This is a genomic window from Natronococcus occultus SP4 (assembly GCF_000328685.1).
Taxonomy (GTDB): domain Archaea; phylum Halobacteriota; class Halobacteria; order Halobacteriales; family Natrialbaceae; genus Natronococcus; species Natronococcus occultus.
Window position 1 is genome coordinate 2199488 of the sequence record NC_019974.1, and the last position, 16229, is coordinate 2215716.

Genomic DNA, 16229 nt, shown 5'->3' on the forward strand with positions numbered 1-16229 from the left:
TTTATTTAGGCATAGTATAGTATCCTGTAGTATGGTTAATAAGATGGAGATTGATGTAGAAAACGTAGAAGAGCTTCCAGACTACTGGAATGATGAGCGTATTGAAGCCTATGCAATTCTGGAACTGGTTGAACGTTCTCTTGACTTTCGGATGACCAAATTTCGCGTAGCAGATCAAATGTATAAAAAGTCCGAAAAACCATACGATGATCCATCATCAAACGGGGTAGAAGTACGTAATCAGCTCCTCGCGTTAAGCACACAGATGTTTAATGAGACTATTAGTATATTAGAAGGACTTGCCGCAGTGAGTAAATCACCGACAGACCCACCTGAGGAGAGAGCGAAGAGATACTACAAATATAGCAACCGTGAAGTACACGAATATTATGAATCGATTGGTGACTCGTTCTCCAAAGAAGAAGTAAAAAAGACACTCAATTTCCCAAGTGTTTCAAACATGAATATACACGCCGATGATCGAAATTATTATCGGCGCGCAATAGACTATGAATCTGAGAAATATTTTGAATTTTACAAACTGGCAAGAGATACGTGGGACGTATTAAAACAGCCTCGTGATAATATCACACACGGGTTTCGGCTACAACTAGAAAACCGACCTCGACCAGCAAAAATGGAGCGTGAACAACTACCAGAGGGAATAGATGATTTTCTTATAACGATAGATAAGAAACTCGAACCAACTGAAATTCCAATTGGTGAACGAGCACATGAGGCGTATTTTACTATAGCAGGTAATGCAGTTGAAATGCAAAAAACGATCATTAATGCACTAAAATTACAGATGCAGAATTGTGGAGATCCTCTTTTTCCAGGGTTTCGATTTGCCCCAGACAATCCCTCACTCGGTAAACGAAAAAGCTCACCTATACACGAAAATGAGCTATGGAAACCCCAATATACTATAGAACGTACTATAACTGACGAAACTATTAATGACCATATTGATTTATTCGAAAGTATCGATTCACATGTCTCAGAAACAACTAAAAAATAGTAGGCTAGAATACAATACTCTCTCCATGGGTTGTAAAACTCTGATATGAACACAATCTCAGTATTAGGTACGAATTGTATATGTTTCCAATGGCTGTGTTACATTTCTCACCTGTACGTAACATAGGTTTCACGCGAGATTCGGAATAAAGGTACCATGCTACTATCTATTTCCAACTACCCCTCACGTGGGATCGCAGCCCGTTCGAGCAAACACTTATCAGCCACCACTGGCACGCGTAGTGCGTGACAACACCCAAGCTAAACATACGAGACATCACACGCGACAACCCAGACGATCACTGCCTCATCCACATCAGCGACGAGGACGGCAAAGAAGCACAGGTCATCATCAGGACAGACCCAGCAACAGTCGCAATCACAGACAGTACTGGTGAAGAAATACACGCCTCACTCACCGAAGACTTGGAATTCGAGTGATTTAGAGCGGCGACGGGGGTGTGTCCCCCTGTCCTGAGAACGAAACGAAGGCTAAACGCTACTCTTCCGATAGTGTTAACAGCTACCACACTCCATCTAAACCTGCGGCACAGTGTCGCAAACGGATGGGCTACCACCACCTGCACCTATCACCAGCCCATCCAGCTCTTCACGACACTCGAAGAGTGATTTACAGCGGCGACACAGGTGTCCCTTTGTCCTAGTTTACATTCGGAATGCGGTGTGTCCCCGCTCTGTATTTTTCATTCGGAATTCGGTGTCTCTCCGCAGATTGGTTTTCATTCTGTATCCGGTGTGTCTCTACTCCTTCGCAGGTCGCTCGAGATCTCGAGAAACCCTCTTCTTAGAATTCAGAACCCCCACATTGCTGAAGGAGCATCGAGGACGGACGTCCTCTGAAAAGAAATTTTGAACCACACTCCTCTCGAGGGATCTCGAGAACCCTCCTTTACCGGCCTGACCAAGGGTCTATAGTTGACGCCACGCCATTCACTTGTGAATCACAACAGAAATTCACAACCAGGTTAGCAAGCAAGACACACTGACCAGTTCGCTATACAGACTTATCAAGAAGAAAACCATAAATACAACTATGGTTGAACTGCCAGAAAGAGACGTTGAGGTACTGTCGCTTGTCGCAGAGTACGAACCAGCACGAGCATCAACACTCGCAGAAGCAGTCCACTGGGCTGAATCGAATGGTGATATCAACTACCGTCTGTCGAAACTCGAAGGTGACGGGTTGATCCGGCGTGAAGAAGTCGAAGACCCACGCTACCCACTCAACCCAAAAGAAAGCTGGATCACACAGGAAGGCCACGACGAGTTAGCAGACCCATCGCAGAACCGGCCGCAGACATTAGAAGATCGTGTGGAATGGGTTGAGAAGCAGACCGGAACGATGCAGAAGACGTACGGTGAAGTCAAAGAACGCATCGTTGAGAGTGAAGACGACATAGACGACTTGAGAGAAGACATCGAAAAGTTAGATCGCGAAGTTGACGAGATATCATTGAAACTCGATCGACTCATCGACGCGGTCGAAAACACGTGAAACGCACAAATAACCCTTTCAGGGTTTAGGAAAATATCTGATATTGAACCTGGTTCTGATCAGACACAACCAAATTAGTAAACTGGATTTTCCTCAAGGGACGAATGAGTGATATCGTGTTGGAGATTACTAAACGATTCAGTAATAGTTTCAACTACTGATGCTTGCCACGAAGGCGTGTCAGGAGCGATGTAGATTTGATTAATAAGTTGATCAACGTTAACATCGATCGAAACCCCTGGAGGAAACTCTGTGTCGAAGTTCTCAATGTCAGATTCTAACATCTCAGCGTTTCCGTGGCACTCTGCAGCCTTCAAAAAATACGGCAGATCCTGTACTACCCCACGGAATTCGTTTTCATGTTCGAAACTTCTTCGTTTATGGAAAACGGGTGCCAAAGTATTGTACCTTGGAATATGATCTTCTTGGTAATCAATGTAATCTACTGCCCCCACGTAGACTTTAGATTGACACTCTGAGATCATTTCGACATATTGTTTGATTGTTGTAGTAATGGCAATTCCATAGCCACGTGTGGTGTACAAATCCCACATAGCCATTGATTCGCCGTCATTCAGATGCCAACAATCAGCATATGTGTATTTAGTCAATTCCTGGTTTAGGCTCTTTCTGTATTGTCCAATTGGCTCTTCGGCGGTATCTGATCCCTTTCGAAGATTTCTATATTTTAGATTTTCCTGAGTGAGTGAACCTTCAAACGGATCATCAAACCTATCAATACGAGAGAAATACAAGAACTCGTCCTCTACCAGGGATACAAATTGAGGGAGATCCATATATTTCCAAATAGTTGAGTCCTCTTCGGGGAAGTCTACAAATCCAACCTTTTCACTGGGCATACGTCTCTGATCTCTCTATTATGTATTAATTCTAAGGATCGTTCGTGATCAAGCAGATCCAAATCCCCTAAGGTCGAAGGAGACACCACCTTCACCGGTACAAAACCCACACAGGGTAGGCTACTCGAGCAGGTCAGGGTGAAACTATAAAAATAAAACCGAACACCCCCTTCAACCGTCGCCCCAACGATCAACAACCACTTCCAACTCATCAATTGCCGCTTTGCTGATGAACAAGTCTTCGCGAACGTCTTCAACAGTCGCCTCAGGATTCTCCTCAATGTACTGCTTCACTTGATCACGATGCGCAGTACCAATACGCTCCGGGATCTCGTACTCATCCTTTAAACTCGCATTCCTCACATCACCCTCATTCATTTCATCGTACTCCACCAGCTCGTGACCACGCTGATTCAACCTGATTCCAGTATAAGCAGGTTCACGATTCGGGCCATCACTCAAAGCCGTCGTACGCCGGCGTTCAACCGCGTAATCAGATAACGACTTAATCTTACTACCGAACCGCTCAGCACTAATATTAGGCAAATTCTCTTCAGACGCGTACAGACTGTAAGCCTTCCGAACGCGCTCAGTACGCTCCATAGCATCTGAAAGCTCATCAACATCCTCAGGGTTCACGCTATCCAGACAGTCAGAAGCGAACGCGTATACTGGGTCAGACGCCTTCAGCATCCTTTCACGCACCTCAGTTGGCGTATCCACGTTAGGGAAGAAGTCCCGTCCGGATTCCCACCACTCACCAATCTCCTCGACACAACGCGCCAACAAGCCCTCAAACTGATCGTCAGATGCAATACGCCTCATCAATTTCCGCCGCGGAACAGCCTCTTTGTCACCATCAGGCCCGAACTTATAAGGGAAGTTAATGTAAATCCACCTGCGCCACAGTGCCATATCGTTATCAGGCATCTCAGGCACACCATTCGATGCGAAGATCAAAGTCGCGTGATTCTCGAATTTAACAGGTTTCTCCCACTTGATATCACCCGTAATCCTGTCACCACCAGTGAGCTTCTTGAACGTACTCGTATTACGAACCTGCTGCTCACTCATATCACCATTTATATTCGCGAGTGCTCCTTGAAGGTCGCTGGCAGCGTACTGGTCACTAGTCAGATCCTGCAAACTACGTCCACTGACGTTATGCTCACCAATGAACATTTCAACCAATTCCAACAACCTCGACTTCCCGTTCTTACCTTCACCAACCAGAAGTAGTGCTTTCGCACTCACGTACTCTTTAAGAAGAGTATGAGCGATCGCACGGTACATCGTTGGCACATCATCATCCTCCATAACATCGTGCATAAACTCGTCAATCTCACCGCATTCAGCTGTCGGATGATAATTAACATCGATGCTCGCCCGGTGGTACTCATCCGCTGTGTAATCATCTAACTCACCAGTACGAAGATCTAGAACACCATTCCCAACTGCAATACGGAATGGGCCAGGTTCACGCTGCTCCAATTGGCGCACACGAACCAAGTTCCGACGTTTCAGCTTCTTCACAACCTCGTCAACCATTGCAGTCGTTGACTCAGACTGCATTAAATGCTCCATCAAGCCACGTACTTGTTCCTCACCACGTGGCTCGTAAATCCCACGCGCTTCGTTAAACACGTGCAATCGTGGTCTCCAATCCTTCACATCGCCAGCTGGCATCACGTAATCCCAATGATCCTCCAGCACGCCAACCATCATCTGAACCGCGTCACCCTTGTCAAGCGTAGGGCCGTCAACCTCTTCTGAACGCGCGTACTTGTTAGGCTTCCACTGCTCCAAGATATCCTTACGAACCCTCATCGATAACGTCATACCACGACGCTCAGTGAACTTCTCACCTGGGTCATCATCGTGTACAATGTAATCAGACGCGTTACGATCCAGTCTTTCAGCGGCATCATTAACAGTCGCGTTAATCGCTTCGACGCTTTCACACTCCGTAATCAAATCACCATAATTGCCGTCTTCAGCTTTCCTGTACGCCAAATGCACTCGTCGTTCTTCACTTTCAGTTAACGTGTCACCGTACTTCTGCGCGTCTATCATAGACAATGCAGCACTGACGTTAGCCCATTCCCAATGCATCCACGGCGCGATTAACTGCGCCACGAGAGCTGATGGGAACCACGTCGTGTTCATATTCTTCTCAGTGTAAAGGAACTCGTCGATTAGTTCAACTTCATTGCTGACTGCTTCAAGGATAGCTTCGATATCTTCGCGTGAATCTATACTGTTGTCGTCTGGATTGACGACGTCAACTGTGTCGTGCTCTGGGTAGGAGCCTTCCATCGTGCTATATTATAATTGTTATATGTTTAAATATTTTAGTCGAAATACACGAAATAACCCAAAATAGGTTTGTACGAAAGATATTTTACCGCTGATAACGTATGTTTAGACGGGTAGGAGCCGTTTTTCTTCGGCTCTTTTCGATTCTGTGTTAGTGGTAAGTACATACCCACTCGACTACACACGAAATACACGAAATACACGAAACGACATTTATCGTGGATATAAACATACCACTCCCCCAATATTTTCAACGAATATAACGCCCGTGTCCGCATTGTCCGCGTAAAAAATAATCGCAAGACGGCGGATTACTCCTGGGGTTCCTGGGGTGGAAGCTATTTCGCATTATAGATACACATACCATTAATACACGTGTTATACTAACGTATTTTTCATCTCACAGCTTCGAATGTAGGTTTACCCCAGGATACTCAGGAAACGATTACGGTAACAAAGACACTGGAACAAACGTTTGGATCAAACGACAACCATCAGCGTCCACTCACGAGCATTATAGACGACTTGAACGCAGACTGTGACTGATTCATTACGTTTAGTGATCGAATGCTGCTGAGCGTGTGCTGGCGGGTTGTGTGTGGCTGCGATTGTCAACGAGGGTTATGCGTGCGCGTACTGACCCAGCGGAGTGTGCGGGGGATATCACTCTGTGAAAAGTTAGGTGTGGTGGGTGTAGACGTGCGACCGGTACGCGTCTACCGTGTCTCTGATCGTTTCGGCGGTGATGGTGCGGCCGCAGAACTGGCACGTGACTTCGTGGGTGTCTTCCGTGGTGGTGATATCGTTCGTTTTCATTGTTGATCACCTTTTGATTCTGCGGCGTGGATGAGTTGACCCAGGAATGTCACGTAGAGCAGTGCGATTATCTGTATCGATGTGAGTTCGAAGATGGTGGTGTCGTTGTCGACGTTTTCGAGTATTTCGACTGCTCTGGTGGTGATGCTGTTCACCGCTGATCACCGCCTTCGAGCGAGCAGTCGAGTTCGTCTGGATGGTCTGTGTACTCGTACCCTCTGGTGTTCTCGTACACATACTCATCATAGCCGTCCATCACGACCGTGCCTTCGTAGATCGTTTCTTTCGTTATGTCTCCGTAGACGTGGATTTCACTGCCGGGTGTCACTGTTGTACTGGCAGTATCACCTTCGCGGTAGTGTTCTCCTTCGACGAGCACGATGGCGTTGGGTGCGAGCGCGCCATCTATCAGTAGTTCAGTGTCGTCGCCCCACGTGACATCATCGGTGTAGACTCCGCAGCCATAGACCCGATGTTCACCGAGCGGTGATTCTCTGGTTTGTACATCTGGTTTTAATTCTGCGGATGCGGGTTTGAGTTGTTCATTGTCTCCTTCTTCACCGTCGTCGTTGTCTCCATTCTTAAAATCAGTTTCGTCGATATCGTCCCCATTCTTAGAATCATCTTCGTCGCTGTCGTCAGTTTCAGAATCAGTTTCGTCGTCGTCGTCGTTGTTGGTTTCTGGGCGTTCTGCTTCGTACAGTCCCCCATCATCTGCCTCGATGACTACCTTGTCTGGTTTCGACGTACTTGCAACGGTAATTGACTTGCAGTCACCGTCGGTGATCGTGGCGGTGTACACACCGTCCTCCGTGGGTGATTCCTCGAGTGTACTCCACTTGGTTTCTTCTTCTGGTGGTGAGTCAAAGTTGCAAGTTACCTGAGATGGGGTGCCTGATTCTTGGTGGACGTGGATTTTGTTGATATCGTCAACTTTGTCGGGCGTGTGGTAGTCTACGACGACGGCATCGCTGAACGTGATATCGTCGTCACTACCACCAGCGAAGGCGAGTCCGGCGGTGATTAATCCGACTATGAAGATGAGTGTGATTGTGGTGTCGTGATTCATTGCTGATCACCGTCAGAAGATTTGTATCGTGTGTCTACCCCGCGGAAGTTGATTTCGAGGGCGTAGATGGCACCGCAGATAGGGCATACGACTTCTGATTCCCGTGGTAGATCTAGGTGTTCACCTTCGTGGGTTGTTATGCTATCGCATACGTGGCATTCTATGGTGAAGTCGATCAAGACTTTGTTTTTTAGCCTAGGCATCGTGATCACCCTCCGATTCACCGTCGGAGCAGTTTCTGATGTGATCAAGGAATAGTTCCCAATGTGGGTACGGGGCTGCTTCGCGGCCGCACACGGGGCATTCATCGGGGACGACGACTCCTTTCCCTTTGCATTCTGGGCAGGTGTTGTTCCCGTCGTGCATACATCTCCCCTTCGCGTGGCAGATGTCGTCGATGCAGGCGATGATTTCGCCCTTGCCGTGGCATCGTGGGCAGGTCATTGCTGATCACTCGCATTACGCGATCCACCTCTGTTCTGTCGTGGATTCGGTTCTGTCTGCCACTCGATCAAGTCTGAGTATGAGGACAGTCGTACGGCCTCGATCTCCGCAGAATCAGGGGTGTATTCGGGTAGGTCGTACTCCCAACTCCAGTCGCCAACACGTACCCACTCGTAACCCGAATGTAGGTTCTGTTCAATCCAGTTTTTGGCACTCTCGATGTCTGTGAAGGCGAGTTTTCCGCTGTTGTCGAAGTCTGGTTCTTCGTACCGTGCGACGTAGATCCAGACGCTTTCACTCATCGTGATCACCCACCGTGGTGGTGCAGTCTGGGCAGTGCTGGATTCCTTGCACGTTCACTGTCGCGGATCCGCAGTCACTGCACCTGTCCCCATCCTCGATTTCTCGAGCTATGCGGAGTTGTTGCAGATATCGTACCACGATTTCACCGGGACAGTCAGTCGTGACGCCGCCATACTCGGTGATCGCGTGAAGGAATTCTTGATCTTCTAGTGGTTCTCGTATTCCTGATCGTGCCTTGACGACTTGGCATTCGTAGCAGGTTAGCAGGTAGCGGTTGCTGGTGTCTACTTGTGTGCCTGGTAGTTCCGCGAGCTGGTTCGCGAATTCCTTTGGTTTGAGTGGTTCATTCATCCTCACCACCCGACTCGTCGGTGAGCCGATCGATGTCTTTTAGGCTGATTTTGGTGGTGTCTTCAACGCGAAGCACATCGGTGTATTCCATCAGTGCGTTAAAATCGCCGGCTGATGTTCTGGTGAAGGGGATTTGGATGCCGAAGCGTGTGTACCCACGGTGTTTTTCGCAGTGGGCGTGTAGTGATGCGACATCTGTCGTTGTGTGGTCGCATTCTGTGCAGCGGAAAAGTACGGTGTTACTATCATTCATCCTCACCACCCGACTCCCCGTCGTTGGTGAGTCGATCGATTGCGTTCTGCATTGCTTCCTCGTGGGCGTTATCGCCTAGATTACATTCTTCAATGCTTTCGTGTAGGATTGCTGCGAAGAAGTCATCATTTGCTTCGCGGACTTTTCGAAGTCCTTCGAGATCTTCTATTGAATCGTGTGTGTAGTACTCGTGTTCGTACAGACCACGTGATACGCGTCGTGCGCGACCGTCACGGATTAGTTCTTTAAGCAACTGCGTGGCTCTCGTCCCGCTGACTTCGAGTTCGGCGGCGATCATCAGGCGCGTTGCGCGTCCTTCTCTTGCGAGGATCTGTTCTGTTTCTCGTGCTTTTGGCGATACTTGGTTGTCTTTCATCACCTATGTATAGTTAGTACGTTTAGTTGATAAGTTGCTTGGTTGAAGGGGTTAGATAGTGCATTTTCACAGCTCTATACGTGTTAAAACGGTTTCGGCTGACACCCTTCTCAACCAACAGGTTATTAATCATAACCACCTTACCGTTAGATGCAGAGTTGATGAGAGCAAATGATTACAAACGCGATATCCGCGCGGTTCGCGACATCGATAGCGTTGCGAGGATCGGTGATCGTGACGCGTGGATTGTGAATGAGGAATATGTTGTAGACCGCATCGACCAGGATTCCTGGATCTGTGGTTGTGAAGACTATGAGTATCGTGATGTAGATTGTAAGCATATCTGTGCAGTGCAGCAGCGTCTTGGATTGCGTCTCCAACCGATGGAGGGTGATGAAGTATGACGCAGCTCGAACCTGGAGACTTGGCTGTTGACAGGGAGTCTGACTCATCGGATTTCCTCGTCTTCCTCTCACACACTGGTGTGCCAGCGAATGAGTATGTGATCTGGGAAACGCCGCCTGATGATGCTGACATCACCGTGTTCCGTAAGAACCGCGACTACGATCCAAGTGAGGCGGTTGTTGAAGCTGCATATTTGGAAGATATCAAGCGTTCAATCGCTGACTGGGATCTTGACGAGATCATCGAGGGGCACGAGGAAGGCGAGTTGGAGGATCACGGAGTCAAAGTGTATGGTTTCCCGTCGAGTCGGTTGTCTTCCGCGTCAGCGGGTGATGATCGATGAGCAAGGCGGCCGACAGCGACGCTGATGATCCGTACCTGTATTACCGTACTGCGTTGCGTGAAGAGGATGGTGCTGTGGTTGTGACGACCGAACCTCACCAACTGGATAATCCCCGCGAGTATCGTTTCCGCCGCCTTCCAAGCGGCCGGTTGTTAGCACCTAAGTCTGCTACGTGGCATACAATCGCGTACCTGCGGGATGAGTTGGAGTATGATGTACTGACGCCGGGTGTGTTTGATGATCAAGTGTTGTTGATTGACTACGAGGATTAATCCTCCGTCGGTTCTTCCTCGTGGATATCGTTCCGCATTTCCTCGAGTTCAGTTTCTGCCTGCTGTTTGCCTTTTCTGAGTTCGCCAGTTGCTTGGCCAATTGAGCGGGCGAGTTTTGGTAGTTTGTTCGCTCCGAAGAGGAGTACGACGACTGCTATGATTACGAGCAATTCAGGGCCTACTGGAAACATACCTATTGTTTTGTTGTCAGGAAGGTTAAGTAGCAGCCGAGAACGGTTTGTCAATCCTCTCGCGGAACCAACTCGTCTCCAAGTTCTTCCTCGATGTAGTCTAGTAAATCGTCAACAGAGTAAGAAACACGGTCGACATCAGCATACGGGATCGTCACCTCGACACAATTGTCCTCCGGACGGAGATGGCAATCCATCTCATACTTCTCGAATTCGAACTTGGTAATTAAACCGAAATCTGGGGGTGTTTCCGATATCATTGGAGAACGTGTTGACTCGATCGAAACTGTGACATCTCCATCGAAGCCATACAGGATCTTCTCCGTCAGGTACCTCCATCCACTCGCCTCCGTTACAAACACTTCGTCGACTTCGAAATTGAATTCCGGGTTATCGTCCTGAAAAATTTTCTCTGCTGACAACTCTATCCCAACCGATGAACTGGACTCTGGTTCCCTTTCGTACTCGATACATCGACTCCAATTACGTATCCTGTTCTCAATCTTCTTCTGACGGTCTAGCTCACCATCAGCGTAATTCAGTCGTCCGTAAACTGCCGTAATGAAAGCGAAGACTGCGGCCAATGCTGAGAGAGTTAGTTGTACGACAGTGATAGGCATACGACTTGATACACACATCCACGTGATAAATTACGTGACACTGGGACAACACGCCCTGATATATAGAAGCACTCTCACCGACACCTGTATGTGGGATTACTATTCATTCAGTGTATGATCGACCTCTTAGCGGATTACTGGAACGATGCACTAACCCTAGTACTTGGCTTGTCGACGCTCGTTATCGGATACTATCAAGTCCAGCACCTGCGATCACAACGACCGGATGTAGATGTCGGTAATTTAGACAATTTCACGTGGTATGAATACGCGGGTGATAAATTCAGCATTAGGCTTGATGCGGAAGTGCAGAACGGGGGTGGGAGAGCAACAACCATCAACGGTGCAGAAATCTATTTTGAACAACCCAAATGGCGTATACCACCGCGTTATTGGTACCGTTTTCGCAGTCCACGTCACACCCACACTCTTGACATTTCTCGCACCGAATTGGACGTGGGCGGAGTAACGGGATTGTATGGAGATGAATCCGGAGATATTCCGGAAGAGAGTGCCTTAGACCCTGGTTCGAATTGCGGCGCAGTATTACGGATTGATACGGTTGAGGGGCCGTGTTATTATCGGTTAGAGGCATCATATGTAGGTGATTCTGAAAGACCTAGTAATCAATATCAGGTGAGGTAGCCTTCTGATTTCGGGGTCAAGCCCCCCGGGCCACCCACCCCTGCCCGGGGTGGGGGCCACAACTTGACCCCGCAGTCGAGTATGGTTCTTACCGTTTGAGTGACTATTTCTTTGTATGCCATCTAAGGATTCAGCTCGAGTTGGAAGGATTGCAGAGGAAGCAGCCCGTCGTAAGTACAGTGCAAGAAGTGATCACAGTAGCTGGCACGACATCCGTTACCGGAACGGAACGCCGGCGGATGTGAAGGCAGCGCAGCACAATAGGAATGGGCGGTATGGACGGTTCAGGCTTTGGCGGGAAGCACACGAGAAATTGAAGGAGAATGGTGGTGGGTATGTTTTCGCCGTCGTATCCGAGGGACAGGTGTTGAAACTCAAGCGACTGAGTGCAAGGGAAGTCGAACACCAGCTTGGTGGGATATCTTGGTACGCATCTGGACACGAGGGTAAAGGCAGTCAGACGAAGATTCCGTGGCGGTACATCTTCGGTTAGTGGTATGGGGTGGGGTGTCCTACGTGAATGCGCGCGCACGCGAGACGCGGAAACCGACGCCGTTCAGCGGTTCTCTCACGCGCGCGTCCGCGAGAGCCAGTCAGATATCACTAGGCTTCAACGACCGGGTATCCAACCCCCAACCAAGCTGATTGAACACACCCTTCGCATCAACATCATCCGTGTAAACATTCGGAACATACGCGACTTCGTTATGGGAGAATCGAACCATAACACCAGCAACTCCCGACACATCATCACTCGCAAACACACCCTCATCACCCGGCCGTATAGCAGGATACGTTCGATCGAACCCACCCGGAATCGCACCGACTTCGGTCAAATAATTCTCCCACACACTGGTTGCGTCCTGAACTGCACTTGAGACTTCGACATCGTCCTCACTTGCATATCCGTACGGTTCACCGATCACTTTCTCAACCACTTCCTCAACAGAATGCACCGTTTCAATCTTCATATCGATGAAAACGATAAGCGGTCGTTCACCCCTCTGCTTCGCTGCTTTCTGCCGAACATTGCCCGGTATCTTCTCGTTTTCATCTGGCGTGATTCCAACGAGTCCTGACTGTATGATACCTCCCAGTTCCCCAGAATCAGGTTCCAACACCTCTACTTCAAAAGCATCAGTTTCAACCGTAACCGGTAGATCATTCACGCTGAGACTCCCAATCTCATCAATCACTTCATCAACCTGCCTCTCGTTCTCCGCCCAAGACTCACCGTTACTGGCATAGTTGTTGTACGCGTGTTTCTTCCGGATTACGGGCTTGTATTCGCAGTTCAACTCTTCTGCAAGATGAACACGAATCCGCTTCGTTTCCTGTGACTCCCTTATACAAGCCACTTCTACGTCCAGATCTTCACACCCATACTCCGGCAGTCCCGTAGTTCCCTTAACGTCCAATACGCCTGGATCGTCACACAACCACCGTTCCGTTGCAACATACCCAATCAGTTCACTGAAGAACGAGTCAAATCCTCTCATCGAGTACAGATCGTTCTCATACTCAGTTGCGATCTCCTCGGCAGGTGTTCGGCCAATCAACCGAGAATAATAGTCCAGTCCACGCCAATTGTCCATCACGACAGAAAAATACACTTGATGGTGCGTATCTGCCTTCGACCACCAATCATCTCCGAGAAGCGATGCGATCTCAGGATACTGTTCCTCGAACTCGTCTTGATCCATAGACACTACCTGTTCTACTACAAAATAAATTCAACCACCGGGGTCAGTCTTCGTCTTCTTCATCCGGTTCGTACTGATCCGTGTGATGCCGACAGTATCCGTTCTCGTCAAGTGCGGCAGGGTTGTCCTGCTGACACGCTTCACCATCCTGGCGAACTCCCTGGCAAGACTCCCACTCTGGTTCCTCGTCAGTGCCTTCGCCCCAGTCCAACTCGTCCACATCGTTATCAAGGTCAACGAGATCGTCGCCGTCGTAGTCCCACTTCCAGGTGCTGGTTTCGTCTGGATCGTACTTCCACTTCGACGTGACGTCCGGCAGTGCTTTCAGTTCGTACTTTTTGTCGACGTACTCTTTTTTCTCTGTGATGTTCTCGTAGATCGTGGCGCGTTTCTTGCTGGTCTTATGGATGACTTCCGCGAAACGACGGATCTCGGGAGAGATATCTCGACCGCCCTCTGCGTGGCCAATGATAGTCAGTCCAAGGTCATACTTCGCGGCGAAACGGATGAGTTGCCGCATCTGCTCTTTAACCTCGTAATCGTCGAGATCCCCACTCGCGTGTGCGGCTGCTTCGTCTAGGATCATCATCGTCGGTTCATCCTTGTGATCACGAGCGTACTCCACCAGGGTACTCATACGGCTACACGACTCAGTAGCTGGGCACGTACGGATGTTGGATAGGACGGTTCCTCGGGGGTGTTCGTCCTGCCACAACTTTCCGTAGATTTTGAGTGTCGTGCTGGATTTCCCCGTGTTCATATGCCCCGAAACGAGCGTGATGGGGGCGTCACGGGACACCCAGTCTCCTAACCAGTCCAGGGCGTCCATCGTGGACATATCGACCTTCGTGTCAGGCATCCCTGTCAGGTAGTCGATGACGTGCATCTGCCCTTCTTCGAGCGCGTACTGCGCGGTTTCCGTACCGTACTTCGCCAGGGCTTCCTTGGCGAACCGTGTTTCCCAGAACCTTGCTGGCATTTCGTCAGTGAGTGGTTGATATCGTTCCGCGACCCACGACAACCACTTCCTGATCTTCGGGTCTGGAACGAGTCCTGCGTGGACGTGGATGTTGTTGTCCTCGTCGCGGGTGTATTCGCGCAGGTATGACGCTCCGTCGAATCCGTCTCCGTCTTTCATTCGTCACCACCCCCCGTTTCGGGGTTGTAAACCGCGCTGTTGTCTGGGAGTTCACTTGGTTCTCGGTTGATATCGTCGAGTGCTTCGTTAGGATCTGGAAGTTCGTCAAGTCGGGTGTCGCCTGCTTCCCGGTTCATAATCTTGTTAATATGCAACTCCGGTGGCAGGGATACACGTTCGAACATCGCGATGAACGAGTTTACCCCGTCTTGAGCCCTGTCTTCTACTTCTAAGTCCATTTTAGCGTGCATCTCGCTGTAGGCTCTGGCGTGCGGCGAAATCTTCTCTTTAACAGCTTCGATGAGTTTTGGGAATCGCCGGATTTCTCTATTCGAGGTTTCACCCATATACGACGTACGGGCCGTATTGGTTTCCGGGTTGTACGCGTCTACTTCGACCGCCTTCCCGTACCTGCTAACATCGATACTAACCAACCGCTCCTTCCCAACCTCGTTGTCATTCCAGTCCAGCACTACCAAATCTTCCCACTGCGCCTGACTCAATTCGTGTCCTTCAGCATTCCCAGTTTCACCCTCCAAGACGTGCAGGAACACGTGCTGGGCTTCTGCCACTAATCCAACCACGATAGCTGCGATGAAGATTGCGTATGGGGCTGCTAGTATGACTACTGCGACAGCAACCCACGCCGTGTCAGGGATATCTCCAACTGAAAGGTCAAGCAGTACCCACGCTGACAGCGTTACGAATGCCGTGCCAAAGATCGTGGTTAGGACGATGTACCTTCTTCGCCAAATCAATCGCAAGAGTATGATTAGTCCCCTCATTTTAGAACACCTGTCTATGATCCGTATTCATCGCTTTATAAGTCAATACTCCAACCAATAGCACGATTCCGCCAGTAACAGCCAAGGCAGTACCAACACCAACCCACACCGTTGACCACGCTGGTGCGCCAGAGAAGGCACCAAACCTGCTGTCGAGAGTACCCCACATTCCGCCATCCGCCATCACGCTCACTGCTCGAGTACCGTGGTCACCTACCGTGAATTCGATGGTCTTCTCTTCACCGCTCGAGAGCGTGACTTGATCGAATGGGATTTCTTGATCGTCTCCTTCATCCATTTCCGTCCAAACGCCTGCATCGGTGAGGGTGAACGTGGTGCGGCTGTCGGCTTCAACTGTCAGGTGTAGTGTGCGTTCTTCCCATTCGTAGTCTGTGATGCGGGCGTCATCTGAAAATTGGTGTACTACCGATTCGTCCTCATCTTCTTCGTCGTCTTCGTCTTGCCACGGAGCCTCATCGCCGTCACCGTTGTCGTCTTCAGCAGCTGCGGGCGTGGCAACAACTCCGACACCAACAGTGGATATCAATACTGCAAATATGATGATTAACCTATACATCCATCTGAAAATCACAGTTCACGAGGGAAAAACTGAACGCGAAACAGGGGTTAGAACGGCATCAATGCCCAGAACAAGCTTTCAACAATCGTCCACACCACAAGGCCGATCTCGTACGCGAGATTGATCCCTGTCACGTACCAGAAACCGAACGCGACCGCCAACCCGCCAATCACTGGGAGGGTTGCGGCTACGACGCGGGCTGCGTCCCCAGTCAGACTGAGGT

General features: G+C 49.4%; 20 protein-coding genes. 6 read left to right on the forward strand and 14 right to left on the reverse strand.

All coding sequences use genetic code 11. The features are described from left to right. Window positions 1-31 precede the first annotated feature (31 nt). From NATOC_RS21875 to NATOC_RS21885, 3 genes are all read left to right on the forward strand, one after another. A complete protein-coding gene (locus NATOC_RS21875) occupies window positions 32-1021 on the forward strand; it encodes a hypothetical protein (RefSeq protein ID WP_015321496.1) in 990 nt (329 codons plus the stop codon). 245 nt (window positions 1022-1266) lie between these two features. Continuing rightward, window positions 1267-1461 (forward strand): hypothetical protein, encoded by a 195-nt coding sequence (locus NATOC_RS21880; protein WP_157224620.1) that lies wholly within the window; start codon window positions 1267-1269, stop codon window positions 1459-1461. Between the two features lie 613 nt (window positions 1462-2074). After that, a complete protein-coding gene (locus tag NATOC_RS21885) occupies window positions 2075-2536 on the forward strand; it encodes a coiled-coil domain-containing protein (RefSeq protein ID WP_015321497.1) in 462 nt (153 codons plus the stop codon). 74 nt (window positions 2537-2610) lie between these two features. Here NATOC_RS21885 and NATOC_RS21890 read toward each other — a convergent pair whose 3' ends face one another. The 8 genes from NATOC_RS21890 to NATOC_RS21910 all read right to left on the reverse strand — a co-directional run bounded on the left by NATOC_RS21890 (window position 2611) and on the right by NATOC_RS21910 (window position 9324). Continuing rightward, window positions 2611-3396 carry a DUF2971 domain-containing protein gene (locus NATOC_RS21890; protein ID WP_015321498.1) on the reverse strand — a complete coding sequence of 262 codons (786 nt, stop codon included), beginning with the start codon at window positions 3394-3396 and terminating at the stop codon, window positions 2611-2613. Window positions 3397-3567: 171 nt separating this feature from the next. Continuing rightward, the gene (locus tag NATOC_RS10900; RefSeq protein WP_015321499.1) at window positions 3568-5712 is read right to left on the reverse strand and encodes a DNA primase family protein; all 2145 of its coding nucleotides are present in this window, start codon (window positions 5710-5712) and stop codon (window positions 3568-3570) included. Window positions 5713-6390: 678 nt separating this feature from the next. Next, window positions 6391-6528, reverse strand: coding sequence for a hypothetical protein (locus NATOC_RS21895; protein ID WP_015321500.1), 138 nt, complete (start codon window positions 6526-6528; stop codon window positions 6391-6393). Continuing rightward, window positions 6525-6683 carry a hypothetical protein gene (locus tag NATOC_RS21900; protein ID WP_015321501.1) on the reverse strand — a complete coding sequence of 53 codons (159 nt, stop codon included), beginning with the start codon at window positions 6681-6683 and terminating at the stop codon, window positions 6525-6527. Before NATOC_RS21900 ends, NATOC_RS21895 begins: the two co-directional genes overlap by 4 nt. Next, window positions 6680-7597: a hypothetical protein gene (locus tag NATOC_RS10905; protein ID WP_015321502.1), complete on the reverse strand. Its 918-nt coding sequence runs from the start codon at window positions 7595-7597 to the stop codon at window positions 6680-6682. Before NATOC_RS10905 ends, NATOC_RS21900 begins: the two co-directional genes overlap by 4 nt. 440 nt (window positions 7598-8037) lie before the next feature. Continuing rightward, complete coding sequence (locus NATOC_RS21905; RefSeq protein WP_015321504.1) at window positions 8038-8343, reverse strand: hypothetical protein; 306 nt, start codon at window positions 8341-8343, stop codon at window positions 8038-8040. Between the two features lie 344 nt (window positions 8344-8687). Continuing rightward, the gene (locus NATOC_RS22360; protein WP_015321505.1) at window positions 8688-8948 is read right to left on the reverse strand and encodes a hypothetical protein; all 261 of its coding nucleotides are present in this window, start codon (window positions 8946-8948) and stop codon (window positions 8688-8690) included. Then, entirely contained in the window at window positions 8941-9324 is a 384-nt protein-coding gene (locus NATOC_RS21910) for a hypothetical protein (RefSeq protein ID WP_015321506.1), read from the reverse strand. The genes NATOC_RS22360 and NATOC_RS21910 overlap by 8 nt, the downstream gene beginning before the upstream one ends. A 400-nt stretch (window positions 9325-9724) precedes the next feature. Between NATOC_RS21910 and NATOC_RS10920 the strand changes: the two genes are divergently transcribed. Then, window positions 9725-10072, forward strand: a complete 348-nt coding sequence (locus tag NATOC_RS10920; RefSeq protein WP_049888746.1) for a hypothetical protein — start codon at window positions 9725-9727, stop codon at window positions 10070-10072. Beyond that, on the forward strand, window positions 10069-10344 hold the full coding sequence (locus tag NATOC_RS10925) for a hypothetical protein (RefSeq protein WP_049888747.1): 276 nt from the start codon (window positions 10069-10071) through the stop codon (window positions 10342-10344). The genes NATOC_RS10920 and NATOC_RS10925 overlap by 4 nt, the downstream gene beginning before the upstream one ends. Here NATOC_RS10925 and NATOC_RS21125 read toward each other — a convergent pair. Both NATOC_RS21125 and NATOC_RS10930 read right to left on the reverse strand, forming a co-directional pair. Then, window positions 10341-10535 carry a Sec-independent protein translocase subunit TatA/TatB gene (locus NATOC_RS21125; protein ID WP_015321508.1) on the reverse strand — a complete coding sequence of 65 codons (195 nt, stop codon included), beginning with the start codon at window positions 10533-10535 and terminating at the stop codon, window positions 10341-10343. The genes NATOC_RS10925 and NATOC_RS21125 overlap by 4 nt on opposite strands. 50 nt (window positions 10536-10585) lie before the next feature. Beyond that, window positions 10586-11155, reverse strand: coding sequence for a hypothetical protein (locus tag NATOC_RS10930; RefSeq protein WP_049888748.1), 570 nt, complete (start codon window positions 11153-11155; stop codon window positions 10586-10588). 114 nt (window positions 11156-11269) lie between these two features. Between NATOC_RS10930 and NATOC_RS21920 the strand changes: the two genes are divergently transcribed. Next, on the forward strand, window positions 11270-11800 hold the full coding sequence (locus NATOC_RS21920; RefSeq protein WP_157224622.1) for a hypothetical protein: 531 nt from the start codon (window positions 11270-11272) through the stop codon (window positions 11798-11800). A gap of 593 nt (window positions 11801-12393) precedes the next feature. Here NATOC_RS21920 and NATOC_RS10935 read toward each other — a convergent pair. From NATOC_RS10935 to NATOC_RS10950, 4 genes are read right to left on the reverse strand one after another with little or no spacing between them, the layout of a single operon-like run. Beyond that, the gene (locus NATOC_RS10935; protein WP_015321510.1) at window positions 12394-13503 is read right to left on the reverse strand and encodes a hypothetical protein; all 1110 of its coding nucleotides are present in this window, start codon (window positions 13501-13503) and stop codon (window positions 12394-12396) included. A 43-nt stretch (window positions 13504-13546) separates the two neighbouring features. Continuing rightward, complete coding sequence (locus NATOC_RS10940) at window positions 13547-14641, reverse strand: hypothetical protein (RefSeq protein WP_015321511.1); 1095 nt, start codon at window positions 14639-14641, stop codon at window positions 13547-13549. Continuing rightward, a complete protein-coding gene (locus NATOC_RS10945; RefSeq protein WP_015321512.1) occupies window positions 14638-15426 on the reverse strand; it encodes a hypothetical protein in 789 nt (262 codons plus the stop codon). The genes NATOC_RS10940 and NATOC_RS10945 overlap by 4 nt, the downstream gene beginning before the upstream one ends. A gap of 1 nt (window position 15427) precedes the next feature. Further along, window positions 15428-16003, reverse strand: a complete 576-nt coding sequence (locus NATOC_RS10950) for a hypothetical protein (protein WP_049888749.1) — start codon at window positions 16001-16003, stop codon at window positions 15428-15430. Between the last annotated feature and the right edge of the window lie 226 nt (window positions 16004-16229).